This window comes from Novosphingobium sp. JCM 18896, from assembly GCF_025938095.1.
In the GTDB taxonomy this organism is placed as follows: Bacteria; Pseudomonadota; Alphaproteobacteria; order Sphingomonadales; family Sphingomonadaceae; genus Novosphingobium.
Genome location: NZ_JAPCZF010000002.1, coordinates 615,502 through 640,188 on the forward strand (window position 1 = coordinate 615,502; position 24,687 = coordinate 640,188).

The 24,687-nt window shown below is 68.4% G+C and carries 23 protein-coding genes; 5 read left to right on the forward strand and 18 right to left on the reverse strand.

Annotated elements, in window-relative coordinates; all coding sequences use genetic code 11:
• From OLX23_RS08870 to xseA, 5 genes are all read right to left on the reverse strand, one after another.
• Window positions 1-2,001 (reverse strand): tetratricopeptide repeat-containing sulfotransferase family protein, encoded by a 2,001-nt coding sequence (locus OLX23_RS08870; RefSeq protein WP_264444504.1) that lies wholly within the window; start codon window positions 1,999-2,001, stop codon window positions 1-3.
• Window positions 2,002-2,071: 70 nt separating this feature from the next.
• On the reverse strand, window positions 2,072-5,236 hold the full coding sequence (locus OLX23_RS08875) for a TonB-dependent receptor domain-containing protein (RefSeq protein ID WP_264444506.1): 3,165 nt from the start codon (window positions 5,234-5,236) through the stop codon (window positions 2,072-2,074).
• 268 nt (window positions 5,237-5,504) lie between these two features.
• Window positions 5,505-6,365, reverse strand: a complete 861-nt coding sequence (locus tag OLX23_RS08880; RefSeq protein WP_264444508.1) for a M23 family metallopeptidase — start codon at window positions 6,363-6,365, stop codon at window positions 5,505-5,507.
• Complete coding sequence (locus OLX23_RS08885) at window positions 6,365-6,568, reverse strand: DUF2093 domain-containing protein (RefSeq protein ID WP_264444509.1); 204 nt, start codon at window positions 6,566-6,568, stop codon at window positions 6,365-6,367. Before OLX23_RS08885 ends, OLX23_RS08880 begins: the two co-directional genes overlap by 1 nt.
• Before the next feature lie 26 nt (window positions 6,569-6,594).
• Window positions 6,595-8,091, reverse strand: coding sequence for an exodeoxyribonuclease VII large subunit (gene xseA, locus OLX23_RS08890; RefSeq protein ID WP_413629796.1), 1,497 nt, complete (start codon window positions 8,089-8,091; stop codon window positions 6,595-6,597).
• Between xseA and purD the strand changes: the two genes are divergently transcribed.
• Complete coding sequence (purD, locus tag OLX23_RS08895) at window positions 8,091-9,368, forward strand: phosphoribosylamine--glycine ligase (RefSeq protein WP_264444512.1); 1,278 nt, start codon at window positions 8,091-8,093, stop codon at window positions 9,366-9,368. The genes xseA and purD overlap by 1 nt on opposite strands.
• Before the next feature lie 174 nt (window positions 9,369-9,542).
• Here purD and OLX23_RS08900 read toward each other — a convergent pair whose 3' ends face one another.
• Window positions 9,543-10,532 (reverse strand): adenosine kinase, encoded by a 990-nt coding sequence (locus tag OLX23_RS08900; protein WP_264444514.1) that lies wholly within the window; start codon window positions 10,530-10,532, stop codon window positions 9,543-9,545.
• Window positions 10,533-10,656: 124 nt separating this feature from the next.
• Here OLX23_RS08900 and OLX23_RS08905 point away from each other — a divergent pair, with 124 nt between their 5' ends.
• Window positions 10,657-11,097, forward strand: coding sequence for a hypothetical protein (locus tag OLX23_RS08905; RefSeq protein WP_264444515.1), 441 nt, complete (start codon window positions 10,657-10,659; stop codon window positions 11,095-11,097).
• Between the two features lie 27 nt (window positions 11,098-11,124).
• Here OLX23_RS08905 and OLX23_RS08910 read toward each other — a convergent pair whose 3' ends face one another.
• From OLX23_RS08910 to OLX23_RS08955, 10 genes are all read right to left on the reverse strand, one after another.
• Complete coding sequence (locus tag OLX23_RS08910; RefSeq protein WP_264444516.1) at window positions 11,125-11,517, reverse strand: VOC family protein; 393 nt, start codon at window positions 11,515-11,517, stop codon at window positions 11,125-11,127.
• A 43-nt stretch (window positions 11,518-11,560) separates the two neighbouring features.
• The gene (locus OLX23_RS08915) at window positions 11,561-11,917 is read right to left on the reverse strand and encodes a HesB/IscA family protein (RefSeq protein ID WP_264444517.1); all 357 of its coding nucleotides are present in this window, start codon (window positions 11,915-11,917) and stop codon (window positions 11,561-11,563) included.
• Window positions 11,917-12,390 (reverse strand): SUF system Fe-S cluster assembly protein, encoded by a 474-nt coding sequence (locus tag OLX23_RS08920; RefSeq protein WP_264444518.1) that lies wholly within the window; start codon window positions 12,388-12,390, stop codon window positions 11,917-11,919. Before OLX23_RS08920 ends, OLX23_RS08915 begins: the two co-directional genes overlap by 1 nt.
• Complete coding sequence (locus OLX23_RS08925; protein WP_264444519.1) at window positions 12,387-13,607, reverse strand: aminotransferase class V-fold PLP-dependent enzyme; 1,221 nt, start codon at window positions 13,605-13,607, stop codon at window positions 12,387-12,389. The genes OLX23_RS08920 and OLX23_RS08925 overlap by 4 nt, the downstream gene beginning before the upstream one ends.
• Window positions 13,604-14,341: a SufD family Fe-S cluster assembly protein gene (locus OLX23_RS08930; RefSeq protein WP_264444521.1), complete on the reverse strand. Its 738-nt coding sequence runs from the start codon at window positions 14,339-14,341 to the stop codon at window positions 13,604-13,606. The genes OLX23_RS08925 and OLX23_RS08930 overlap by 4 nt, the downstream gene beginning before the upstream one ends.
• Window positions 14,338-15,090 carry a Fe-S cluster assembly ATPase SufC gene (gene sufC, locus OLX23_RS08935; protein WP_264444523.1) on the reverse strand — a complete coding sequence of 251 codons (753 nt, stop codon included), beginning with the start codon at window positions 15,088-15,090 and terminating at the stop codon, window positions 14,338-14,340. Before sufC ends, OLX23_RS08930 begins: the two co-directional genes overlap by 4 nt.
• A gap of 87 nt (window positions 15,091-15,177) precedes the next feature.
• On the reverse strand, window positions 15,178-15,489 hold the full coding sequence (locus OLX23_RS08940; RefSeq protein ID WP_264444524.1) for a hypothetical protein: 312 nt from the start codon (window positions 15,487-15,489) through the stop codon (window positions 15,178-15,180).
• Window positions 15,486-15,998 (reverse strand): endonuclease domain-containing protein, encoded by a 513-nt coding sequence (locus tag OLX23_RS08945; RefSeq protein WP_264444527.1) that lies wholly within the window; start codon window positions 15,996-15,998, stop codon window positions 15,486-15,488. Before OLX23_RS08945 ends, OLX23_RS08940 begins: the two co-directional genes overlap by 4 nt.
• Complete coding sequence (gene sufB / locus OLX23_RS08950) at window positions 15,995-17,476, reverse strand: Fe-S cluster assembly protein SufB (protein WP_264444528.1); 1,482 nt, start codon at window positions 17,474-17,476, stop codon at window positions 15,995-15,997. Before sufB ends, OLX23_RS08945 begins: the two co-directional genes overlap by 4 nt.
• Window positions 17,473-17,919 (reverse strand): SUF system Fe-S cluster assembly regulator, encoded by a 447-nt coding sequence (locus OLX23_RS08955; protein WP_264444529.1) that lies wholly within the window; start codon window positions 17,917-17,919, stop codon window positions 17,473-17,475. The genes sufB and OLX23_RS08955 overlap by 4 nt, the downstream gene beginning before the upstream one ends.
• Window positions 17,920-18,251: 332 nt before the next feature.
• On the opposite strand from OLX23_RS08955, the gene OLX23_RS08960 reads away from it, so the two are divergent.
• The 3 genes from OLX23_RS08960 to OLX23_RS08970 all read left to right on the forward strand — a co-directional run bounded on the left by OLX23_RS08960 (window position 18,252) and on the right by OLX23_RS08970 (window position 22,901).
• A complete protein-coding gene (locus OLX23_RS08960) occupies window positions 18,252-19,283 on the forward strand; it encodes a quinone-dependent dihydroorotate dehydrogenase (RefSeq protein WP_264444530.1) in 1,032 nt (343 codons plus the stop codon).
• Window positions 19,284-19,294: 11 nt separating this feature from the next.
• Complete coding sequence (gene ggt / locus OLX23_RS08965) at window positions 19,295-21,010, forward strand: gamma-glutamyltransferase (protein ID WP_264444531.1); 1,716 nt, start codon at window positions 19,295-19,297, stop codon at window positions 21,008-21,010.
• A 70-nt stretch (window positions 21,011-21,080) separates the two neighbouring features.
• Window positions 21,081-22,901, forward strand: a complete 1,821-nt coding sequence (locus OLX23_RS08970; RefSeq protein WP_264444532.1) for an AMP-dependent synthetase/ligase — start codon at window positions 21,081-21,083, stop codon at window positions 22,899-22,901.
• A gap of 40 nt (window positions 22,902-22,941) precedes the next feature.
• Here OLX23_RS08970 and OLX23_RS08975 read toward each other — a convergent pair whose 3' ends face one another.
• Together OLX23_RS08975 and OLX23_RS08980 are read right to left on the reverse strand one after the other, a co-directional pair.
• On the reverse strand, window positions 22,942-24,036 hold the full coding sequence (locus tag OLX23_RS08975; RefSeq protein WP_264444534.1) for a calcium:proton antiporter: 1,095 nt from the start codon (window positions 24,034-24,036) through the stop codon (window positions 22,942-22,944).
• 62 nt (window positions 24,037-24,098) lie between these two features.
• The gene (locus tag OLX23_RS08980; protein ID WP_264444536.1) at window positions 24,099-24,626 is read right to left on the reverse strand and encodes a hypothetical protein; all 528 of its coding nucleotides are present in this window, start codon (window positions 24,624-24,626) and stop codon (window positions 24,099-24,101) included.
• Between the last annotated feature and the right edge of the window lie 61 nt (window positions 24,627-24,687).

Consider the following 24,687-nt stretch of genomic DNA (forward strand, 5'->3'; position numbering starts at 1 on the left):
TCAGAGCGACGAATAGCCGAAGCGTTCGACCCAGGGCTCCAGCACGGGCAGTACCGGAGCGAGATGCGCGCGATAGCGTTCCCAGCGCCCGGCCGCGCGCTTGTAGATCGGCTCGGTGACCTGCGAATAGGAGGCCGTGGTGATCAGCCCGCGCGCACGCGCCGTGCTGGTGTGATCGAGCACGCCCTCGTCCCACTCAAGCCCGAGCCAGTCGAACAGCGGCCTTACTTCGGCGCCGACGTCCTCGATCAGCCGCTCGTAGACGATCGTGCGGCTGTCGGGTGCGAAGAGCTCCTCGGCGCGCGTCCAGTGCGCGAAGGCCAGATCGTAGAAGGCGGCGGCGTCTTCGAGCCGGAGGAAGTTGGCCATCGCCGAATTGAGCCGGAAATTGCTCATGAAACAGCTGAGCACGACGTCGCAGGGATGCCGCATGGCCAGGATGATCCGCGCGCGCGGGAACAGCCGGCGGATCAGCGGCAGCCGGTAGAGGAACAGCGGCGACTTATCGATCAGCAGCTGGCCCGGCGCGACCGCGGCGATCTTGCCGACCTCGGCGAAATAGCGCTCGCGCGCAGCGGCGACGCCGGCCGCGTCGAGATCGGGCAGCATCGCCATGCCACCGACCATCTCGTCGACGAGGTTGAGCGGCGGCTGTTCCTCGAGCACCACCGCGCGCGGATGCCCCATCAGGATCGTATCGAGCAGGGTCGTGCCCGAGCGCGGAAAGCCGACGAGAAACACGGGATCGGCATGATCGTCGGCGATCTCGACCGTCTGCCAGTCCTCGCGCCATTCGGGGGTCAGCAGCGCGATTTCCTGGCCCAGCTTGTCGCGCAGCGCGGCGGCGCGCGCCAGCGGATCGGTGGGATTGCTCTCGAGCAGGCGATTGGCCGCGGCATAGGCGGCGAATGCCTGATCGGTGCACCCCAGGCGATCGAACAGGGTCGCACGGATGTGTTCGGCCCGCTCGGGCTCGATCGCCGCGGGCACGTCCACCATGCGCGCCAGGGCTTCGTCGAAACGACCGGCACGGCGCAGGTCGAGCGTCTCGATCAGCGCCACCGCGCCCGGATCGGCGCCGCTGTCGCGTGCGAGCGCCGCCAGCGGCGCGAACTCGCTCTCGCGGTTGGTGTGCTCGTACTGGACCGCCAGGCCGAGATAGGCGTCGGTCAGCGCGGGATCGAGCGCGATCGCGCGGCGATAGGCGCGCTCGGCCGCCTCGGTGCGCCGCGCCAGGCCATATTCGATGCCGAGCTTGAGCTGAAAGTCGGCCGAGGCCGGATCGCGCGAGGTGGCCGCTTCGAGCGCCGCCAAGGCCGGCTCCTGGCGCTCGGCGCGCTTGTGCAGGACATAGAGCTCGAACGCCGCGCGCGGGTCCTGCGGGAAGTCGTGCAGCGCCCGTTCGAGCAGCGTCTGGGCCTCGTCGGCGCGATCGAGCGCGATCAGCGCCGAAGCCAGGTTGAGCCGGACCGGCGCGGCCTCGGGATCGAGCTGCATCGCGCGGCCTAGCGCCTCGACCGCACCGGCATGATCGCCGAGACCCGAGCGGGCATTGCCGAGGTTGTTCCAGGTCTCGAAATCATCGGGCACGCGACCGAGAATGTGATCGTAGGCGGCGATCGCCTCGGCGAAGCGGCCGAGCTTCTGCGCGAGGAAGCCGCGATAGCGCGCGACGCGCAGCGAGGGATCGGCCGCGGCCAGGGCTTCACCGGCCACCGCGAGCGCGGCTTCGTCGTCACCGGTCTGCATCAGCACGGCCACGAGATTGCAGGCGATCGTGACGTCGCCGGGCTTGGCATTGTGCGCAGCCTGCAGGTGACGGGCGGCAAGAGCCGGCTCGCCGTCGCGCGCGGCCAGCATGCCGAGGAAGGCGTGGAACGGAACCGGATCGGGTGCCCGCTGGAGCCCCTGTTCGGCCAATGCCCGCGCCCGGTCGAGATCACCGTGCCGCGCGGCGTCGAGCGCGGCGGGCAGCAGCTGATCGGGGGAAGGGTCGGCCATGCGCTCCGAATTCAAAAGGAAAGCGGAGGGCCCCCGGGGGAGCCCTCCGCGATCGTGGTGTCAGCCCCGCTTAGAAGTCAAGCGTGACGCTGGCGTAGAGGTAGCGGCCCAGCGCATCGTAGGTGCCGGGGTAGGTGTTGCCGTTGCACGGACCGGTCGGGCAGAGGTTCGTGCCCGGAACCGCGCCGCTGCCCGACGTGATGTAAGGCGGCTGCTTGTCGAACACGTTGTTGACGCCCAGACGCAGGGTGTAGGCATCCTTGAAGTTGTACGACGCGGCCAGGTCGAAATAGGACTGGCTCTTGATGCGCAGGCCCGGATCGAAGTTGGTCGGCGCGGCCAGCGACGGGTTGTCCGACAGCGTCTCGGCGCTGACCTTGCCGATGAAGCGCCACTGCAGCGAGACACCGATGTTCGATTCGGTGTTCAGCGACAGACGTGCCTTGTGGCGCCAGCGCGGCAGCGGCGCGCCGCTGTCGGTCGTGCCGCCCTTCGAGCAGGTCGGGCCATAGTAGCCGGCGCAGTCGTACGCCGGGGTCAGGCCGTTGTTGACCTTGTACTCGTCGAGGTAGGTGCCGTTGAAGGTCAACGACAGGCTGCCGAAACCGACGTCGTGCGAGTACGAACCGTTGATCTCGAGACCCTTGGTCTGAACCGAACCGACGTTGCCGGGCGTGTCGATGACGTAGCCGCCGGGCGTCAGCCAGAGCGAACCGGCCGCGTCACGCTTGACCAGGCCGCACGAGGCCGGGGTGAAGGTGGCCGTGGCATTGGTCACGCAGTCCGACAGGATCGCGTCCTGGCCGAACGAGCGGATGGCATCCTGCACCTTGATGTCGAACCAGTCGATCGTCAGCGCGAAGCGCGGCAGGAAGCTGGGCTGCAGCACGACGCCGAAGGTCTTGGTCGTCGCGCGTTCGGGGCGCAGATCCTGGTTGCCGCCGATCAGGCCGTTGTACTGACCCGCCGGGTTGGCGACCGTGCCGCTACCCGCGCGCAGACCCTGGGCGATACAGCCATAGTCGGTCGCGGTGAGCGTGCGACCCGAGCAGGGATCGCTCGAACCGTTGAGGCCCACGGTCGGCGTCGCGAACAGTTCCTGGATGTTCGGGGCGCGCACCGCGCGGTTGTAGACGCCGCGGAAGCGGATGTCGGGGATCGGCGCGAAGTCGAGACCGAACTTGTAGGTGTCGGTGCCGTACTTGCGACCGGCGCTCGTCTTGTAGTCCGAACGGCGATAGCCGGCGTTGAAGGTCAGATCCTTGACGAAACCGTCCTGAACGATCGGCAAGGCCAATTCGCCGAAGAATTCGAGCACCTTGAAGTTGCCCGCGAGCGGCAGGGTCGCACCGCCCTGGCCGGTGAGGTCACCCTTGCTGAAGGCCTCGTCGGTCTGCAGGTCGAGCGATTCGCGGCGCCACTCGACACCGAAGTTCACCACGGCACCGTCGTTGGCCCAGGGCGTCTTGAAGCCGTAGTTGGCGAGATCGCCGGTGAACGACAGGTTGGCCACCTGCTCGGTGGTGCTGCCGCTCTGGAAGCCCGTGCTCGACAGGTAGGCGACCGAAGCCGCGCTGGCACCGCCGGCGCCGGCGAAGACGTTGTAGGGAACGCAGCTCGTGTCGCTGCCATCGATCACCGAGCGGCAGACGACCTGGCCGTTGGTGGCGCTGCCCGGGCGCGTATCGACCACGGCGTTGAGCGCGCGGTTGAGCTTCGCGATCGAGAACTCGTTGCGGTAGATCTGCGTGTAGTTCGAGCGGCCGTATTGGTAGTAGGCGTCATAGGACCAGGCCTCGCCGAGCTGGCCCTTCGAGCCGAGCACCGCGCGGTAGTTGGTGTGCTGCAGTTCGGCCTGGCGCGGACCGCCCTCGACGTTGCGGCGCAGCAGTTGGAAGAAGCCGCGCTGATACTGGGTGCCGCGCGAATCGACGAAGTTGATCGGCGCACCGCCCGGTCCGGGCGTGCCGTTGGTGCCGTCGTTGTACGGCGCGGCCGCGGCCAGCGGGAAATCGCCTAGGAAGCCGTTGATCAGGTTGCCAGGGTTGCAGACCACGGCGCGCTGCGTCGCCGACATCAGCGGGTTGTCGCAGTTGATCGACAGCGTGTTGCCGAAGTTGCCCGACGGGGCGATCTGCGCGACCGTCTTGTCGTCCATGAACATGAACTCGACGTAGGGCTTGATCGCGTCGTTGATCTCGTAGTCGGCGAAAAGGCCGGCCGTGTAGCGCTTGTCGGGACGCTGATAGTAGTTGAGCGGCGCGAAGTTGTAGAGCGTGGCGCTGTTCTCGAAGCCACCGTTCGGCGCGAAGGTGTAGAAGGTCGAGCTGTCGGCGTTCACCGCCGGATCGAACAGCAGAACGTTGCCGTTGTCCGAAGTCGCCGAACCGCCGCACTGCGGGCGACCGGCGCCGTTGTTCTGCAGCACGCAGGCGCTGTAATCGCGGTTGCGCTGGAGTACCGGATTGACCTTGCGGTAGCCGAAATAGACCATCGCATGGCCGCGGTCGTCGCCGAACTTGGTGCCGAAGGCCACCGTGGCGTCGACGGTGTGGCCGTCGGCGACGCTGCCCTTGGGATAGTCGTAGCCCGCTAGGCCGGCATTGGCGCGCGTGTCGAGCAGCGGCGTCAGGAACTTGTCGCGGTTGTTGTGCTGGTAGAAGTTGTAGTTCGCGTCGATGCGGAAGCCCTCGAAATCGGTATCGAGGATGAAGTTGACGACGCCGGCGACCGCGTCGGCACCATAGACCGACGAGGCGCCACCGGTCAGCACCTCGACGCGCTTGAGCATGGCCGCGGGGATCATGTTGATGTCGGCGGCCGAACCGCTGGTCGGGCTCGGGTCACCCGGCAGCAGGCGGCGGCCGTTGACCAGCGACAGCGTACGCGTGGTGCCGAGGCCGCGAAGGTCGATCGAGGCGGTGCCGTCGGCGCCGTTGGCCGTGGCCGAGGTCTGGCTGGCATAGACCGAAGGCAGCGAGTTCAGCACGTCCTCGACGCGGCTCGCGCCCTGGAGCTTGATGTCCTGGGTGGAAAGAACCGAGACCGGCGACGAAGCGGTCAGCTCGGGACGCGCGATGCGCGAACCCGTGACGATGATCGCCTCGCCGTCGTCGGACGGGGCGGCGGCAGGCGCGGCATCTTGCGCAAAGGCCGAGGTACCGGCGAGCGCTACGCCGACGGCGAGCGCGGCTGCGCCTGCCTTCAGAGCAGCATAGGTTGAGGTGGTTTTCATGGTTGGGACCCCTGATATGGGCCGCCCTTCGCCTGCCGCACAAAGGCATGCCCGCGCTCCGGGAAAAGCGCAGGCGACAGGCGTTTCAAGCAGCCTCGTGGATAACAACTTACATGTCTGAAAGTTTTTGTTTCAGCCAGTTGCTGACAGCGATGTAGGTGTATTTTTGAACGCATGTAACATTCCTGCAACAGAGATCGCCCCGGGCAAAGGCTTGCCCGAGGGGTTCAAACATCTGAAATCAGGAAGGAAAGTCAGCCGCAGGCGGCTATTGCATCGGTCCGGTGAAAAGGATCGGATCCAGACGCGAATCGCGCCACTTGATCGACCAATGCAAATGCGGGCCGGTCGCACGGCCGGTCGCGCCGATGCGGCCGATGATCTGCCCCTGCTTCACCGCCTCGCCCTGTTTCACCAGGATCTGCGAGCAGTGGAGGAAGGCGCTGTTGAGCCCCATGCCGTGATCGATCATCAGCAGGTTGCCCTCGAGCGAGAACGGACTCGCGGCCGCGAGGATGACCACGCCGTCGGCCGGCGCGGCGAAAGGCGTGCCGCTGCCACCCGTCGCGATGTCGGTACCCGAATGGTAGGAACCGGGCACGCCGTTGTAGATCCGCTGCGAGCCGAACACGCCTGACAGACGCCCCTTGGCGGGCCAGATGAACCGCTGCCGCCAGCCCTGGCTGCCGCTGTCGATCGCGCGCGCAGCGTTGATCTGCTTGAGCTCGCCTTCGCGGCGGATGCGGTAGGCCTCGCTCGGCGGCGTACCCGGCTTCGGGCCGAGCGGGATGCGCTCGATCCGCCAGGCGCGCGGCGAAATCGTCAGAGCGCGGACCACGGTACCGCCATCGGCGAATTTCGCGACCACGCGCGCCGCGGTGCCAGCGTCGCGGTCGAAGGCGAGGAAGAAGCTGCGATCGGGTGCGAGTGCGACGGGCTTGTCGTCAAGCGTCAAGGCGATCGTGCCCAGCGGCGCGGTGCCGCGCGCCCACCCGCCCTGGGTCATCTCCCCGGCAAGCGCGATGTCGCCCCGCGCGGCGGGAGCGGCGCTGGCCGACAGGCGCGTGACGCCAACGCCCACCGCCAGCAGCAGCGTCGCACCGGCCAGACCGAGGACCAGCGGGCGCATCAGCGGCGCTCCAGCAGTCTCCGCGTCGCCAGTTCGGGGCTGGCATAGGCCTCCTGCAGGGTGCCGCTCCAGTAACGCAGCGAGTCGAGCGGGATCTTCTCGCCCGAAACCGCGCAGACCACATGACTGCCCGTGGTCACCACGCGAAAGCCGTTGGGGCCATAGTGCAGGGTGGCAGGGCGATCGTTCGAGGACATCAGCATGGCGCCATTCTAGCGAGCCGCGCCGGTCAAAGCAATTTGCCCTGCTCGGGCGGCGCGGGCTTGTCCTTCGGTGCGGCGCGTGCGGGGCGCGGGGCGCCGCCAAGGCCCGTACCGGCGGCGACACCGCCGGGTGATACCGCCAGTTCGCCATCGCGGAAATGCAGCGAAAGCGACACTTCCTGCGCCGCCGCCGCCTTGCTCACCAGAGTCCGTCCGTCGGCGCCTGTGACGCGGACATAGCCGCGCTGGAGGATATTGTCGGGATTGAGCGAGACCATCAGCCGGCCCAGCGCTTCGAGCCGATCCTGCCGCCGCGCGAGCGGCGCGGTGACGAGCGCGGGCGTGATCCGCAGCGACGCCAGCCGGTGGCGCGCGTGATCGAGCCGCGCCGCGAGCAGCGGCGCCGAGAGCCGCGCGCGATCGCCCTGCAGTTGCTGGCGCGCGACGACGATGCGTTCGGACAGCCCGCGGCGCAGCCGTTCGGACAGGTCGTCGAGCCGCTGGACGAAGGGCGCGAGCACGGCCTCGCCCTTGGGCAGGCGCTGGACGCGCGCCTCGAGCCGCTCGCGCCCGAGCGCGACCGGCCGCGCAACCGCGCGGCGCTTGCGCAGCGCCAGTTCGGCAACCTGGTTGATCAGGTCGCCGCGCACCGGTACGGCATGCTCGGCCGCCGCGGTCGGCGTCGGCGCGCGCAAGTCGGCGGCGAAGTCGGCCAGGGTCGTGTCGGTCTCGTGGCCGACGGCAGAGATGACCGGAATCGAGCAGGCGGCGATCGCGCGGACCACGACTTCCTCGTTGAACGCCCAGAGATCCTCGATCGAGCCGCCGCCGCGCGCGACGATGACGAGGTCGGGCCGCGGTACGCGACCGCCGGGCTCCAGCCGCGAGAAGCCGTTGACCGCCGCGGCGACCTGCTCGGCCGCGCCCTGCCCCTGGACCAGCACCGGCCAGACGACGACATGGCAGCCGAAGCGATCGGCCAGACGGTGGAGAATGTCGCGGATCACCGCGCCGGTGGGCGAGGTCACCACGCCGATCACGTTCGGCAGGAAGGGGATCGGCCGCTTCCGATCACGGTCGAACAGCCCCTCGGCCTCGAGCCGGGCCTTGGTCTTGGCGAGCAGCGCCAGCAGCGCGCCCTCGCCCGCCACTTCCATGCGGTCGATGACGATCTGGTAGTTCGAGCGACCCGGATAGGTCGTCAGCTTGCCTTGGGCGATCACCTCGATGCCGTCCTCGACGCGGAACGGCAGGTTACCCGCCTGGCCGCGCCACATGACCCCGTCGAGCCGCGCCGATTCGTCCTTGAGGCTCATGTAGAGATGCCCCGAGGCCGCGCGCTTGACCCCCGAAAGCTCGCCGCGCACGCGCACGAAGCCGAAGCGCTCCTCGACCGTGCGTTTCAGCCGGCCCGAAATCTCGCTCACCGAAAGCGGGGCGGCGTTGTCCCCCGGTGTATCCTTCGCTACGAGCCCCCCGGATAGATGGGCGGCATCGTCGTCATATTGAGAAGGCACGGGCAATGAACATCCTGCTGCTGGGCTCGGGCGGGCGCGAACATGCGCTGGCGTGGAAGCTCGCGCAATCGCCGCTTTGCGATAGGCTCTTCGCCGCGCCGGGCAACCCCGGCGTCGCCGAACATGCCGAACTCGTGCCGCTCGACGTCACCGACCACGCCGCCACGGTCGCCTTCTGCGAGGCGCATCGCGTCGGCCTGATCGTCATCGGTCCCGAGGCGCCGCTGGTCGACGGCCTCGCCGATTCGCTGCGCAGCGCGGGCTTCGCAGTCTTCGGCCCGAGCCGCCAGGCGGCGCAGCTCGAAGGCTCCAAGGGCTTCACCAAGGACCTCTGCGCGCGCGCCAACATCCCGACCGCGGGCTACGAACGCGTCACCAGCGAAGCCGCGGGCCTCGCGGCGCTGGCCAAGTTCGGCGCGCCCGTGGTGATCAAGGCCGACGGACTCGCCGCGGGCAAGGGCGTCACCGTCGCCATGACCATGGCCGAAGCCGAAGAGGCCGTGCGCGAGATCTTCTCCGGCCGCTTCGGCGACGCGGGCGCCGAAGCCGTGATCGAGGAATTCCTCGAAGGCGAGGAAGCCAGCTTCTTCGCGTTGACCGACGGCTCGACGATCGTGCCCTTCGGCTCTGCCCAGGACCACAAGCGCGTCGGCGACGGCGACACCGGCCCCAATACCGGCGGCATGGGCGCCTACAGCCCCGCGCGCGTGCTGACACCGCTGCTCGAGGGCGAGGTCCTGTCGAAGATCGTCGCGCCGACGGTGCGCGCCATGGCCGACGAAGGCATGCCCTATTCGGGCGTGCTCTACGCCGGCCTGATGCTGACCGCCGAAGGGCCCAAGCTGATCGAATACAACGCGCGCTTCGGCGACCCCGAATGCCAGGTGCTGATGATGCGGCTCGAGAGCGATCTCGTCGAGATCCTGATGGCCTGCGCCGAGAACCGCCTGTCGGCCTGCGAGCAACCGATCTTCTCGCGCGACACCGCGCTGACCGTGGTCATGGCCGCCGAAGGCTATCCGGGTACGCCGAAAAAGGGCGGCCGCATCGACGGCATCCGTACGGCGGAGCAGGACGGGGCAAAGGTGTTCCACGCCGGCACCGCGCTGGGCATCGACGGCGTGCTGACCGCCAATGGCGGCCGCGTGCTCAACGTCACCGCACGCGGCGAGACCGTGCGCGCGGCGCAGGCGGCCGCCTATGCCGCGGTCGACGCCGTGCGCTTCCCCGAAGGCTTCTGCCGCCGCGACATCGGCTGGCGTGAGGTCGAGCGCGAAGGGTAAGTCCTCAAGATCCTCCCTATTTCTGCGAAGCATAAATGGGGAGGGGGACCGCCGATGAAGTCGGTGGTGGAGGGGTAGGTTGCGCAAGATACCCCTCCACCACCAGCCCAAGCGGGCTGGCGGTCCCCCTCCCCGTTTGTGGCTTCGCCAAAAAAACAGGGAGGATCGGAAGGGTTATACCGATGCGGTCAGCGCCTTGAGGTCGGCCTCGGGCCGCGCGCCGTAGTGCGAGATGATCTCGGCCGCGCAGATCGCGCCGAGCTTGAGGCTTTCCGCCAGCGAGCGGCCGCGGACATGGCCGAACAGGAAGCCCGCGGCGAAGAGATCGCCCGCGCCGGTGGTATCGACGACCTTGTCGATCGGCTCGGCCGCCACTTCGGCACGCTCGCCGCCCGCCACGGCGACGGCACCCTCGGCCCCGCGCGTGACCGCGAGCACCTCGACCTTGCCGGCCAGTGCGGCGACGCCAGCGTCGAAGTCGCTCTCGCCGGTCAGCGCCGCGAGCTCGTCCTGATTGGCGAAGAGGATGTCGATCTCGCCGGCCTCGATCAGCTTGCGGAAATCGTCGCCGTGACGCGAGATCACGAAAGCGTCGGACAGGGTGAAGGCGACCTTGCGGCCCGCGCCCTTGGCCGCCGCGATCGCCTTGCGCATCGCCGCGCGCGGCTCCTCGGGATCCCAGAGGTAGCCTTCGAGATAGAGCACCGCGGCATCGGCGATCGCCGCCTCGTCGAGCGCTTCGGCCGGCAGGAACTGCGAGGCGCCGAGATAGGTGTTCATCGTGCGCTGTCCGTCGGGCGAAACGAAGATCAGGCAGCGCGCCGTCGGCGGCTCACCCTCGCGCGAAGGCGTGGTGAAATCGATGCCGCCGGCGCGGATGTCGTGCGCGAAGACCTCGCCCAGCTGGTCGTCGGCGACCTGGCCGATGAAGGCGCACCGGGCGCCGAGCGCGGCCAGGCCGGCCAGCGTGTTCGCGGCCGAACCGCCCGAGATCTCGCGCGCCGGGCCCATCGCGTCGTAGAGTTCGCGCGCGCGGTCGGTGTCGACCAGGGTCATCCCGCCGCGCACGAGGCCGAGCTCGGCGATCAGGTCGTCGGAGCTCGGGGCCATGACATCGACGATGGCGTTGCCGATGGCGATCACGTCGACGGAAGGCTGGGACATGCGGATGGTGTTCCTGGGTGCTGTGGTTCGGATTGCGCGCGGGCCTAGCCGCCGGCTTGGCGAGCGGCAAGCGATTACCCATCAGGCGTTGACAGCGCCGGCCGTCGCGGCGATGCCCCGGCGCATGCCTAGCTTGCGTGCGATCCCCCTGTTGCTGGCGCTGGCCGTCACGGTCTCCGCCTGTAGCTCTACCGGCGGCAAGCCGGGTGCCGGATCGACGCCGCGCAAGCCGCCGACGATCCGCGAGGGCCGCCCGCGCGAGGCCGTCCGCACCCCGGTGAAGCGCCCGCCGCCGCCGGCACAGGTCCAGCAGCTTCCCGGGCTCGAAGGCGTGATCGGATCGACCACGGCGCAGCTGACCCGCCAGTTCGGCACCGCGCGGCTCGACGTATGGGAAGGCGATGCACGCAAGCTGCAGTTCACCGGCACGGCCTGCGTGCTCGACGTCTACCTCTATCCCCGCGCGGCCGGGGCCGAGCCGCAGGCGACCTATGTCGACGCGCGCCGCAGCGACGGCCGCGACGTCGATCGCGCGGCCTGCATCCAGGCGTTCAGGAAACCCTGACGGCTACACCGTCTGGCCCCAAGCCGTTCACCCGCGATAGGCGGCCTCGATGTTGTTGCCCTCGGGATCGAGCACGAAGGCGCCATAGTAGTTCGGCACACCCTCGCGCGAGCCAGGCGCACCGTGGTCGCGGCCGCCGGCCGCCAGCGCGGCGGCGTGAAAGGCACGGACGGCAACCTCGTCGGGCGCGCGAAAGGCCACGTGCATCTGGTTGATACCGGGTCGCGAGCCTTCGACCCAGTAGGACGGTATCAGGGTGCCGATCCACAGATAGGGGATCGGCTCCTCGGCGCTCTTGCCGAACAGGAACGAGTCCGGGCCGTTGCTCTTGGTGGCCAGGCCGAGCGGCTTGGCAATGGCATCGTAAAAGCGCCGCGCCTTGGCGAGATCGGTGACTACGATGCCGGTATGGTCGAGCATGGATCGGGAACGTCACGCACCGAAGCGTGGTTCCCGGAAACGATCAGACCGTGAAGCTCTCGCCGCAGCCGCAGGAACCCTTGGCGTTGGGGTTCTGGAAGGTGAAGCCCGCGGTGAAGTCGTCCTCGACCCAGTCCATCGTCGAGCCGATCAGGTAGAGCACCGAGGCGCCGTCGATGAAGAACAGGCCGCCCGGCGTCTCGATGCGCTCGTCGAAGCCATTGGCCTCGGTCACGTAGTCGACCGAATAGGCGAGACCCGAACAGCCGCGGCGCGGGGTCGACAGCTTGACGCCGATCGCGTCGGCCGGCGCCTGCGCCATCAGCTTGGCGATGCGTGCCTCGGCCGAGGGCGTCAGGATGACGGCGGCGGGGCGCTGGCGGGCTTTGACCTCAGGCATCAGAGCATTCCCAGTTCGAGCTTGGCCTCGTCGCTCATCTTGGCCATATCCCACGGCGGATCCCAGACGAGATTGACCTCGGCATCGCGCACGCCGGGCACTGCGCCGACTCGCAGCTCGACCTCGCCGGGCATCGATTCCGCGACCGGGCAATGCGGCGTGGTCAGGGTCATGGTGATCGCCACCGAACCCTCGTCCGACACCTCGACGCCGTAAATCAGGCCGAGTTCGTAGATGTTCACGGGGATCTCGGGGTCGAATATCTCCTTGAGCGCCTCGATCACGCCATCGTAGATCGAACCGCCGGGCTGGCCCGGGGCAATGCCTTCGGGCTTGGCCGCGAGGAAGCCGTCGAGATAGTCGCGCTTGCGCTCGAGCTTTTCAGCAGGCGCCTCGATGTCGTCGACCCGCGCGCGCGGTGGCGCGCTCACGCTCTCGACCTCTTCCACGGTGAACTTGGCTTCCTCACTCATCCGAAGATCCTCTTGGTCCTCTCGATACCGCGCAGCAGCGCGGCAATGTCGCTTTCGTCGCTGTAGACGCCGAAACTGGCGCGCGCCGTCGCCGGCACGCCGAGCCAGTCCATCAGCGGCTGCGCGCAATGATGCCCGGCGCGGATCGCCACGCCCTCTTCGTCCAATATGGTGCCGAGGTCGTGCGGATGTACCCCGTCGAGCGCGAAGGAAACGATGCCGGCCGACTCTTCGGGCCCGAACACGGTAACCGAGTTGAGCCGGCGCAGCTCGTCACGCGCCTGGGCGGTCAGCGCCATTTCGTGCGCGGCGATCTCCTCGACGCCGATGGCCTTCACATAGTGGACCGCCGCGGCGAAACCGATCGCCTCGATGATCGCCGGGGTGCCGGCCTCGAACCGCGCCGGCGGCGGGGCATAGGTGGTCTTTTCGAAGGTCACGCGATCGATCATCGCGCCGCCGCCGTGCCAGGGCGGCATGGATTCGAGGATTTCGGCCCGCGCCCACAGCGCGCCGATGCCCGTGGGGCCATAGATCTTGTGCGCCGAGAACACGTAGAAGTCAGCGCCGAGCGTGGCGAGGTCGATCGGCAGCCGCGGCACGGCCTGGCAGCCGTCGATCAGCACCTTCGCGCCGACCGACCGTGCAAGAGCCACGGCATGTTCCACGTGGAGCATCGAGCCGAGCACGTTCGAGACATGCGCGAAGGAGACCAGCTTGTGCGCCGGCGTCAGCATCCGCTCAGCCGCGGCGAGATCGATCAGGCCATCGGTGGTAAGCGGGCAGACGTCGATCTCGATGCCGACACGCTCGCGCAGCAGCTGCCAGGGAATGATGTTGGCGTGATGCTCGAGCGTCGAGAGCAGGATCCGGTCGCCGGCCTTGAGGTGGGTGTTGCCCCAGGCGTGGGCGACAAGGTTGATCGCCTCGGTCGCGCCGCGGGTGAAGACCAGCTCGTGCTCGGGCGCGCCGACGAAGCCCGCGATCGTGCGCCGCGCCGCCTCGTAGGCCAGGGTCATGTCGGCCGAGCGCGCATAGACGCCGCGGTGGACCGTCGCATAGTCCACGCCCATCGCGCGCACGGTGGCATCGATCACCGCCTGCGGCTTCTGCGCGGTGGCGGCCGTGTCGAGGTAGTGCCAGGGCTTGCCCTCGGCCGTGACCAGGCCGGGGAAGTCGTCGCGCACCGGGCGGATCAGCGTTGCAGCCGTGCTCACAGGATCGCTCCCAGCCGCGCCAGCGCCGCTTCGCTCAGCCGGTCTTCCTCGGGCGCGCCCGAGAAGGCCTCGGCGATGAAAGCCTGGAGCATCAGGCGCTTGGCCTGCGGCGGGGTCAGCCCGCGCGACTGCAGGTAGAACAGGCCCGTGGCATCGAGCTCGCCCACCGCACAGCCGTGCGCGCACTTGACGTCGTCGGCGTAGATCTCGAGCTCGGGCCGGGCATTGGCCGTCGCCGTGCGGTCGAGCAGCATGGCGCGGACCGACTGGCCGGCATCGGTGCCGTCGGCGCCGCGCGCGACCGCGACCTTGCCGAGGTAGGTCCCCGTCGCCTGCTCGCCGAGCACCGAGCGCACGATCTGGTTGCTGATCGCGTTCGGCGCCTCGTGGCTGACCTCGGTGACGATCTCGAGCGTCTGCGCGCCCGAGCCGAGCTGGGCCGCGCCCATCGTGAATTCGGCACCCTCGCCCAGCCTTACGTCGACCGCGACACGGCCGAAGACGTTGCCGGCGTTGAGAATGCGCAGGTCGAATTTCGCCCCCGCCTCGATCTCGATCAGCAGGTGGCGGGCAACGGCGCCCTCACCTTCCTCGACCACGCTCAGCGACGTCGACTGGCCGGTCGGCACGACGATTTCCTCGCGCGCCACCGGCCAGACGCCCGCGAGCGCGTCGAGGTCCGAGTAGCGGAACGCCTCGTCCTTGCGCGTCGGCAGGGGCGCGAGTTCGCTCACGCCACCGCCTCGTAGCCCTGCTCTTCGAGCTCGAGCGCCAGCTCGGCACCGCCGGTGCGGACGATGCGGCCGCCGGCGAGAACATGGACGAAGTCGGGCTTCACGTAGTCGAGCAGCCGCTGGTAGTGGGTGATCAGCAGCACTGCCTTGTTCGGCTTGCGCATGATCGCGTTGATGCCTTCGCCGACGATGCGCAGCGCGTCGATGTCGAGGCCCGAATCGGTCTCGTCGAGCACGGCGAACTTGGGATCGAGGATGCCCATCTGGACCATTTCGGCGCGCTTCTTCTCGCCGCCCGAGAAGCCGACGTTGACCGGCCGCTTGAGCATTTCCATGTCCATCCGCAGCAGTGCGGCCTTCTCCTTGGCCAGCTTGAGGAATTCGCCGCCCGACAGCGCCGGCTCGCCGCGGCTCGCGCGCTGGGCATTGGCCGCCTCGCGCAGGAACTGGACGTTCGACACGCCGGGGATTTCGACCGGGTACTGGAAGCCGAGGAAGAAGCCCGCCGCGGCGCGCTCGTGCGGATCGAGCGCGAGCAGGTCCTGACCGTCGAACTCGACCGAGCCGCCGGTCACCTCGTAGCCGGGCCGTCCGCCGAGCGTATAGCCGAGCGTCGACTTGCCCGCGCCGTTCGGCCCCATGATCGCATGGATCTCGCCGGCATTGATGCTCAGCGAAAGACCCTTGAGGATCGGCTTGTCGGCCCCGGAAGCGGTTACGTTGGCCTGGAGATTGTCGATCTTGAGCATGTCAGTCTTTCTTGCGCCGCCGGCTGGTGGCGAAAATGATCGGGAGGAACACGGCGACCGCGATCGCGATCCAGCTGGCAGCGCTCATCAGGCAGCCTCCCGCGCACACACGCGCGCCGCGAAGTCTTCGAGAATGGCCGGCTTGCGCGCTTCGATGCAGGTCCGCATCGGCTCGGCCGCGACCGCGCCCTGCCGGAAGCAGCCGGCGGCGGTCTTGCAGAGCTGCGCGTCGACGCCGTGATCACCGCTCGATTCGGAGAGATTGCAGGCGAGCTTGCCCTTGGCATCGCGCCCGAGGATCACCGACAGCGCCGCCATGCGGCGACCCATCACCGTGATCTCCTCTTCCGCGGCCACTGGCGCGGCCTGCAGGAGCGCGAGAAGCGCGAGCGTGATCACCGCCCGCCGTCCTTCTTCAGACGGTCACCCTTGTAGCCACCCCGGCTGCCGGGCCGTGGCCGCGCGCGTTGCTCGGCATAGCGCGCCTTCATCTCGGCGACGATCTTCGCGGTGACCGTCTCGACATCGGCAAGCACCTCGGCCGCGGGGAAACGCAGCACCTTGATGCCGACCAGCTCGAGGCTGGCATCGCGCCGCCGGTCGAGCTCGGCATTGGCGCCTTCCTCCTCGATCTCGACCGCGATCTTGAGCGACTGCGAGGCGAAGTCGACGATCGCCGAACCGATCACCACCTGGCGACGGAAGCGGTACTTGCCGAGCTCGGCCGCGATCAGCGCCTCGTGCAGCGTGGTCTGCGCCTCGGTCGGCGCGCGGCGCATCTCGCGCGCGGTCTCGTGCAGGGTGTCGAGCCGCGATTCGGCGATGTTCCAGCCGCGCCCCTTCTTCTGCAGCTGCGGCGCATCGGCGCGCTCGTCGATCGGGCGAACGGAGAGAGTCTTCTTGGTCAACCGACCGATCCTTCAAGCGAAATGCCGAGCAGCTTCTGCGCCTCGACCGCGAACTCCATCGGCAATTGCTGGAGCACTTCCTTGGCGAAGCCGTTGACGATCAGCGCCACGGCCGATTCCTGGTCGAGCCCGCGCTGCATCGCATAGAACAGCTGGTCGTCGCTGATCTTGCTGGTGGTCGCCTCGTGCTCGATCTGCGCCGAGGGATTGCGCACCTCGATATAGGGCACGGTGTGCGCGCCGCAGTCGCCGCCGAGCAGCAGGCTGTCACACTGGGTGAAGTTGCGCACGCCCTCGGCCTGGGCGCCGACGCGGACGAGGCCGCGGTAGGTGTTGTTGCTCTTGCCTGCCGAGATGCCCTTCGAGACGATCGTCGAGCGGCTGCGCGCGCCGTTGTGGATCATCTTGGTGCCGGTGTCGGCCTGCTGGTAATTGTTGGTCACCGCGACCGAATAGAACTCGCCGACCGAATCCTCGCCGTTGAGCACGCAGGAAGGGTACTTCCAGGTGATCGCCGAACCGGTCTCGACCTGGGTCCACGAGACCTTGCTACGCTTGCCCTGGCACAGCGCGCGCTTGGTGACGAAGTTGTAGATGCCGCCCTTGCCCTCGGCATCGCCGGGGTACCAGTTCTGCACGGTCGAATACTTGATCTCGGCATCGTCGAGCGCGACCAGTTCGACCACGGCAGCGTGGAGCTGGTTCTCGTCGCGCTGCGGCGCGGTGCAGCCTTCGAGGTAGGAGACGTAGGAGCCCTTGTCGGCGACGATCAAGGTCCGCTCGAACTGGCCGGTGTTCTCGGCATTGATGCGGAAATAGGTCGACAGCTCCATCGGGCAACGCACGCCCTCGGGGATGTAGACGAAGGTGCCGTCGGAGAAGACCGCGCAGTTGAGCGCGGCGAAGTAGTTGTCGTGCGTCGGCACGACCTTGCCGAGCCACTTCTTCACGAGATCGGGATATTCGCGGATCGCCTCGGAGATCGAGCGGAAGATCACGCCCGCGGCTTCGAGCTCCTTGCGGAAGGTCGTGGCGACCGAGACCGAATCGAACACCGCGTCGACCGCGACCTTGCGCGCGCCCTCGACCCCCGCGAGCACCTTCTGCTCCTCGAGCGGAATGCCCAGCTTCTCGTAGACGCGCAGGATCTCGGGATCGACCTCGTCGAGCGAGGCCAGCTCCTTCTTCACCTTGGGCGCGGCGTAGTAATAGGCGTCCTGGTAGTCGATCGGCGGGACGTTGAGCTTGGCCCAGTCGGGCGGCGTCATCGTCAGCCACAGGCGATAGGCCTTGAGCCGCCAGTCGAGCATCCATTCGGGCTCGTTCTTCTTGGCCGAGATGAAGCGGACCGTGTCCTCGGACAGACCCTTGGGCGCGAACTCCTGCTCGATGTCGGCCGACCAGCCGTGCTCGTAGTCGGCGACCTTGGCGGCGGCATCGCGCGCGGCCTGATCCTTCAGGGTGATTTCCTCGGTCATAGGGCAGTCTCTGTAAGATACGCCTGCTCGGGGCGGGGCTGAACCTCCGCCAGCTTGGTCAGCGACACCTGCGCCAGCGCGCCGCGTAGCGCGGCGGTGACGATCGGCCAGTGCGGCCGAACCATGCAGGCGGATTCGAGCGTGCAGTCGTTGCGACCATGCTCGACACAGGCGGTCAGCGCGATCGGTCCTTCGACGGCCTCGACGATATCGGCGAGAGTGATCGCCGCGGCCGGGCGTGCGAGCTTGAGCCCGCCACCGACGCCGCGCGACGAGCGCAGCAGGCCCGCGGCGGTCAGCCGGCTGACCAGCTTCTGCACGGTCGGCGCGGGCAGGCCGGTTTCCTCGGCCAGTTGCGCCGCCGAAACGCGCGCGCCACCGCAGTGCCGCGAGGCCGCGGCCATGGTGACGACAGCGTAGTCTGCCATGGAAGAAAGGCGCATTTGAGAACCGTTCGCAAAATCGGAGTGATTCGTTCCGGTTTCACCTAGTTGCGCTGCAGCGAAGTTTCAACCTGCGATCCGCGTTGCGGATTGGACAAAAAAGAGGCGGCCCCCGATCGAGTCGGGGGCCGCCGCAAAAGTCGAGAACTCGCTGCAAGATTGCCGCGAGCCCTTCGGGTCGCAAGCCCGCGTTATGCCTGGCCTGCAGCAAAAAATTGTACGAATGCGACACGATAGCAGGCCGACCCCGTAGTTTTACGATAAACGGCGCCGTGCACGATCAAGTTGTCGCAGATTGAGCCAACCGGCCAACCGAGGCTATGGCCGAAACGATGCTTTATTCCTTTCTCCGACCCGCCCTGTTCCGACTCGACGCCGAGCGCGCGCACGTCCTCGCGCTCAACGCGCTGAAGCTGGCCCCCGCGGGTCGCCGCGCGCCGGCCGGCGGACCGCTGGCGGTCGAAGTCGCCGGCCTGTCCTTCCCCAATCCGATCGGCATGGCGGCGGGTTTCGACAAGGACGGCGAGATCCCCGACGCGCTGCTGGGCCTGGGCTTCGGCTTCGCCGAGGTCGGCTCGATCACACCCCTGCCCCAGGCGGGCAACCCCAAGCCGCGGCTGTTCCGGCTCGAACAGGATCGCGCGGTGATCAACCGCATGGGCTTCAACAACCGCGGTGCGGCCGAGGCGGTCGAGCGGCTGCGGCTGCGCGGCAGCAAGCCCGGCGTCTTGGGCATAAACGTCGGCGCCAACAAGGATTCGGCCGACCGCATCGCCGACTATGCGATGATGACGCGGTTGATGGCGCCGTTCGCCTCCTACCTCGCGGTCAACATCTCGAGCCCGAACACCCCGGGCCTGCGCGCGCTGCAGGACGAGGGCGCGCTCACCGCGCTGCTCGACGCCGTGCTCGAAGCGCGCGGACATCCGGGGCCGCCGGTCTTCCTCAAGGTCGCGCCCGATCTCCAGCCTGCCGACATCGACGCGATCGCGCGGATCGCGATCGACAAGCAACTCGGCGCGCTGATCGTCTCGAACACCACGATCTCGCGCCCGCCTCTTCAATCGCGCCAGGCCGGCGAGGCCGGCGGCCTCTCGGGCGCACCGTTGCGCGACCTGGCGCAGCAGCGGATCGTCGACTTCCGCAAGGCCACGGGCGGCGCGCTGCCGTTGATCGGGGTCGGCGGAATCGCCACGGCTGATGACGCCTGGGCGCGCATCCGTGCGGGTGCGAGCCTGGTCCAGGTCTACAGCGCGATGGTTTACGAAGGCCCGGGTATCGCCCGCAGGATCGCGCGCGGGCTCGAAGGCCTGATGCAGCGTGACGGCTTCTCCTCGATTGCGGAGGCGGTCGGAAGCGGATAGCCTCTGCTGCAATGCAACACAGGCTTCTCGCTTCGCTTGCCGCCGCCCTGCTTCTCGCGGGCTGCGCCACCACCCCGAAGGCACCGACGGCCAGTGCCGGCCCCGTCTACGAAAAAGGCATGGTCAGCGCCGCCGATCCGCGCGCGGCCGAGGCCGGGGCACAGGTGCTGCGCGAAGGCGGCAGCGCCACCGATGCGGCACTGGCGATGCTGCTCGCGCTCAACGTCGTAGAGCCGCAGAGCTCGGGCATCGGCGGGGGCGGCTTCATGCTGCTTGCGGATGGCACGGGTACTATCGAGACGATCGACGGCCGCGAGACCGCCCCCAAGGCCGCGACCCCGCAATGGTTCGAGGTCGACGGCAAGGTCCTGACCGTGGCCCAGGCGATCCCCGGCGGGCGCAGCGTCGGCGTGCCGGGCAATCTCAGCCTGATGGCGCAGGCGCACGCCCGCCACGGCAAGCTCGCCTGGAAGCGGCTGTTCGATCCGGCGATCGCGCTGGCACGCGACGGCTTCGCGATTTCGCCGCGCATGCGCCAGTATCTCGACCGCTCGCGCAGCATAGCGGCGATGACCGCGGAAGGTCGCGCGCTCTACTTCGGCGCCGACGGCGAACCGCTGCCCGTCGGCACCCTCGTCAAGAATCCCGCGCTCGCAGCCTTCCTGACCCGGCTGGCAAACGAGGGCCCCAAGGCCTTCTACACCGGCACCAATGCCGCGGCGATCGCCCAGGTGGTCGCGACCGCGCCGCGCAATCCCGCGCCGATGACCACGGCCGACCTGGGCGCCTATCGCGCCAAGCCGCGCGCGCCGGTCTGCACCACCTATCGCGCCTACAAGGTCTGCGGCATGGGCCCGCCGAGCTCGGGCGCGACGACGGTGCAGGGCGTGCTCGGCATGATCGAGCGCTTCGACATCGGCGCCATGGGCAAGGATTCGCCGCAAGCCTGGCACCTGATCGCCGAGGCCGAGCGGCTCGCCTATGCCGACCGCGATCGCTATCTCGCCGATGCCGATTTCCTGTCGGTGCCCGTCGCCGGCCTCGTCGCACGCGACTATCTGGCGCAGCGCTCGCAACTGATCGCGCTCGACCGCACGATCCCCGCGGCCGAACCGGGCACGCCCGCCGGCGCCACCACCGCGCTCGCCGACAGCTTGACCCCCGACGTGCCTTCGACCTCGCACTTCGTCGCGATCGACCGGAACGGCCAGGCCGTGACCAACACCTCGACGATCGAAAGCTCGTTCGGTTCGGGCCTGATGGTCAACGGCTACTATCTCAACAACGAGCTCACCGATTTCAGCCTCGCCCCCGAGCGCGACGGCAAGCCCGTGGCCAATCGCGTCGAGGGCGGCAAGCGGCCGCGCAGCTCGATGGCGCCGACCCTGGTCTATGGTCCCGACGGCAAGCTGCGGCTCGCGGTCGGGGCGGCCGGCGGCGCGACGATCCCGGTCCAGGTGCTGCGCGCGATCATCGGCGTGATCGACTGGAACCTGCCGGTCGGCGATGCGCTCGCGCTGCCCGTGCTCTTCGCGCCCGGCGGCACCCAGGTCTTCGTCGAGAAAGGCTCGGCGCTCGAAGCGATGATCCCCGCGCTCAAGGCACTCGGCCATGCCGAGGTGATCCCGCGCGAGCTGCCGCTCAAGGCCAATGCCATCGAGGTGATCGGCGGAAAGCTGCGCGGCGCTGCCGATCCGCGCAGCGAGGGCGCGGCGATTTCCGAATAGCCGCAGCCTTGCTGGCAGCCTCTGCGCGCCCTAGACGTTATCGCGTAATAACGGTGAGAGGCGAGCAGGGGTGCAGCTTTCCGATTTCGATGCCAGCAGCAGTCTCGTCGCGCTGTTCCTGTCGCGCGCCGACGAATTCGGCGAGAAGCCGATGCTCTGGGCCAAGCGCGACGGCGCCTGGCAATCCATTTCCTGGGCCGAGGCGGCGCGGCGCGTCTGCCTGATCGCCGAAGGGCTGCGCGCGCTGGGGCTCAAGACCGGCGATCGCGTGCTGCTCGTCTCCGAGAACCGCCCCGAATGGTGCCTCGCCGATCTCGGCGTGATGGCCGCGGGCTGCGTCACCGTGCCCGCCTACACCACCAACACCGAACGCGATCACCTGCACGTCCTCGAGAATTCGGGCGCCTGCGCGGTCATCGTCTCGGACGCCAAGCTGGCCAAGCCGCTGCTGCCCGCGGTGCTGCGTTCGAACCTGGCGCAGCATGTCATCAGCCTCGAGCCGCTGCGCGCCAACCAGTCGGGCGCGATCGCCTATCACGCCTGGGACAGCCTGCTCGCGGGCGACGCGCAGGCCGCGCGCGCCGCGGTCGACGCGCGACTGGCGACGATCGGGCGCGAGGACCTCGCCTGCATCATCTACACCAGCGGCACCGGCGGCGCGCCGCGCGGGGTCATGCAGCACCACGGCGCGATCCTGTGCAACGTCGACGGTGCCGCGCACGTCCTCGCCGAGGATTTCGGCTGGGGTGACGAGGTATTCCTCTCGTTCCTGCCACTGAGCCACGCCTACGAGCACACCGGCGGGCAATATCTGCCGATCGGCATGGGCGCGCAGATCTACTACGCCGAGGGGCTCGAGAAGCTTTCCGCCAATATCGAGGAAGTGCGCCCGACGATCATGGTCGTAGTGCCGCGCCTGTTCGAGGTTCTGCGCACGCGGATCATGAAGCAGGTCGAGAAGCAGGGCAAATTGGCGTCCTACCTGATGGACCGCGCGCTCTCGCTGGGCGAGCGCCAGGCGCAGGGCAAGTCACGGCTGATCGACCGGCCGATGGACCTGATCCTCGAACGCACGCTGCGCCCCAAGATCCGCGCGCGCTTCGGCGGACGGATGAAGGCGCTGGTCTCGGGCGGCGCGCCGCTCAATCCCGACATCGGCGTGTTCTTCGACGCCATGGGGCTGACCCTGCTCCAGGGCTACGGCCAGACCGAGGCCGGTCCCGTGGTCAGTGTCAACCGGCCGAACATCGGTGCGGTCAGGGGCGGCGGGATCAAGATGGACACGGTCGGCCCGCCGCTGCGCGGGGTCGAGGTGAAGATCGCCGAGGACGGCGAAATCCTCGTGCGCGGCGAGCTGGTCATGCACGGCTACTGGCGCAACGAGGCCGAGTCCGCGCGCGTGCTGCAAGGCGGCTGGCTCTGCACCGGTGACATCGGCCATCTCGATGCCCTGGGCCGTATCGTCATCACCGACCGCAAGAAGGACATGATCGTCAACGACAAGGGCGACAACGTCTCCCCTCAGAAGGTCGAGGGCATGCTCACGCTCCAGCCCGAAATCGCCCAGGCCATGGTCGCCGGCGACAAGCGGCCCTACCTGGTCGGGCTGGTCGTCCCCGACGCCGAATGGGCGCTCGAATGGGCGCGCGCCAACGACGAGAAGTTCGACATGAAGGCCCTGCAGGGCCTGCCCGCCTTCCGCACCGCGGTGCGCGAGGCGATCGACCGCGTGAACCGCGACCTTTCGGTGATCGAGAAGGTCCGCCAGTTCTGCTTCGCCGACGAGGCCTTCGCGATCGACAACGACGAGATGACGCCGAGCCTCAAGATCAAGCGCCACAAGCTGAGGGAGCGCTACGGGGCCAGGCTGGACGCGCTGTACAAGGCTTAGCGGATACCATCCTCCCCGGCCACGGGGAGGATCGAGGCTCCTACGGCACCAGAGTCGTGAACAGCCAGGTCGCGAAGATCACCAGGTGGACAACGCCCTGGACCACGGTCGTGCGGCCCGTGCCCAAGGTCAGCGAGGCGACCAGCAGGGTCAGCGCCAGCAGGACCACGCCGCGCATCGACAGGCCGAGCTCGAGATCGAGCCCGATCACCAGCGCGGTCACCGCCACGGCCGGAATCGTAAGGCCGATCGTCGCCAGCGCCGAGCCGATCGCCAGGTTGAGGCTGGTCTGCACGCGGTTGGCGCGCGCCGCGCGATAGGCGGCGAATCCCTCGGGCGCGAGCACGAGCGCGGCGATGATGATGCCGACCATCGCCTGCGGCGCGCCGGCCGCACGGACGCCGGCCTCGATCGACGGCGACAGCGCCTTGGCCAGCAGCACGACGCCGATCAGCGCCACCATCAGCATCACCGCCGAAGCCATGGCCTTGACGCGCGGCACGGGCGCCTCGTGCGCGTGATCGTCCTCTTCGGGATAGAGGAAATGGTCGCGGTGACGGATCGTCTGCGCGACCACGAAAGTGCCGTAGACCACGAGCGAGACCACCGCGACGAAGGCCAGCTGGGTCGCCGAATAGAGCGCCGCCCCCGCGCTCGTGGTGAAATTGGGCAGGACCAAGGTCAGCACCGCGAGAGTCGCCAGCATGGCGAGCCCGGCGCTGACCCCCGACTGGGTATAGGCCTGTTCGTGGTGCCGTCGCCCGCCGGCGAGCAGGCAGACGCCGACGATGCCGTTGATCGTGATCATGATCGCCGCGATCAGGGTGTCGCGCGCGAGGCTGGGGGCGCCGTCGCTGAGCATGATCGAGACGATCAGCGAGGTCTCGATCACCGTGACCGCCAGCGCCAGCACCAAGGTGCCGAAGGGCTCGCCGAGGAAATGGGCGAGGATTTCGGCGTGGTAGACCGCGGTCATGACGATCGCCGCCAGCAGGACGGCGACGATCAGGACGAGCGTGAGCGAAGACGGCTTGCCGAGCGCGATGGCGGCGAGGCCGAGGAGCGGAACGACGATCGCCCAGGGGGCGAGGCCGAAGGTGGGGAAGCCGGATCGTGCCGGTGCATTATCGTTCATCGCGGCACTATAGCCGCGATGAACCTCAGGCCAAGGCCGGCAAGGCCTTGGGAAACCTTAGCTTACGCGGCTTCCTTCTCGATCCACTCGGGGAAGAAGCAGGGCTCGCGGGTCGACCAGCCCGGCGCCGTGGCGGCGGCTTCGCTGATCGAATGGAGCAGCTTCTTGCGGCGGTCGGGACGGATCTGCGGCAGCGCGGCGGCGGCGCAGAAGGCGCTGGGCAGCCACGGACGCACCGCGGCACCAAGCAGACGCTCGTAGAGGAAGCGGTAGGCCGAGAAGCAAGTGATCCGCTCCTGGGCGAGGTCGAAGCCGGTCACGCGGACCAGCTTGCCCATGAATTCGTCGAGGCCTTCGAAGCCGTTCTCGTCGGGGGTCTCGCCGCGCAGGGCCTTGAGCTCCTGATAGGCGACGTACTGCGACCGGATCGAAGCCACCTCGGCGGCATCGCGCGCCCAGAGCTTGAACGCGTCCTGACGGCCGAGGCCGATATCGAGGCTGCGCCGAATGTAGCGTTGCTCGCAGGAGGTGAAGCTGGCGAACTCGCGCAGCTCGTTGATCGTCAGAGAAGCCGTACCCGTGCTGGCCATGACAAAAGACCCTCGTCGCGGGCCTGATCGCCCGACAAGGAGAGTTCACCAGAATAGGGTT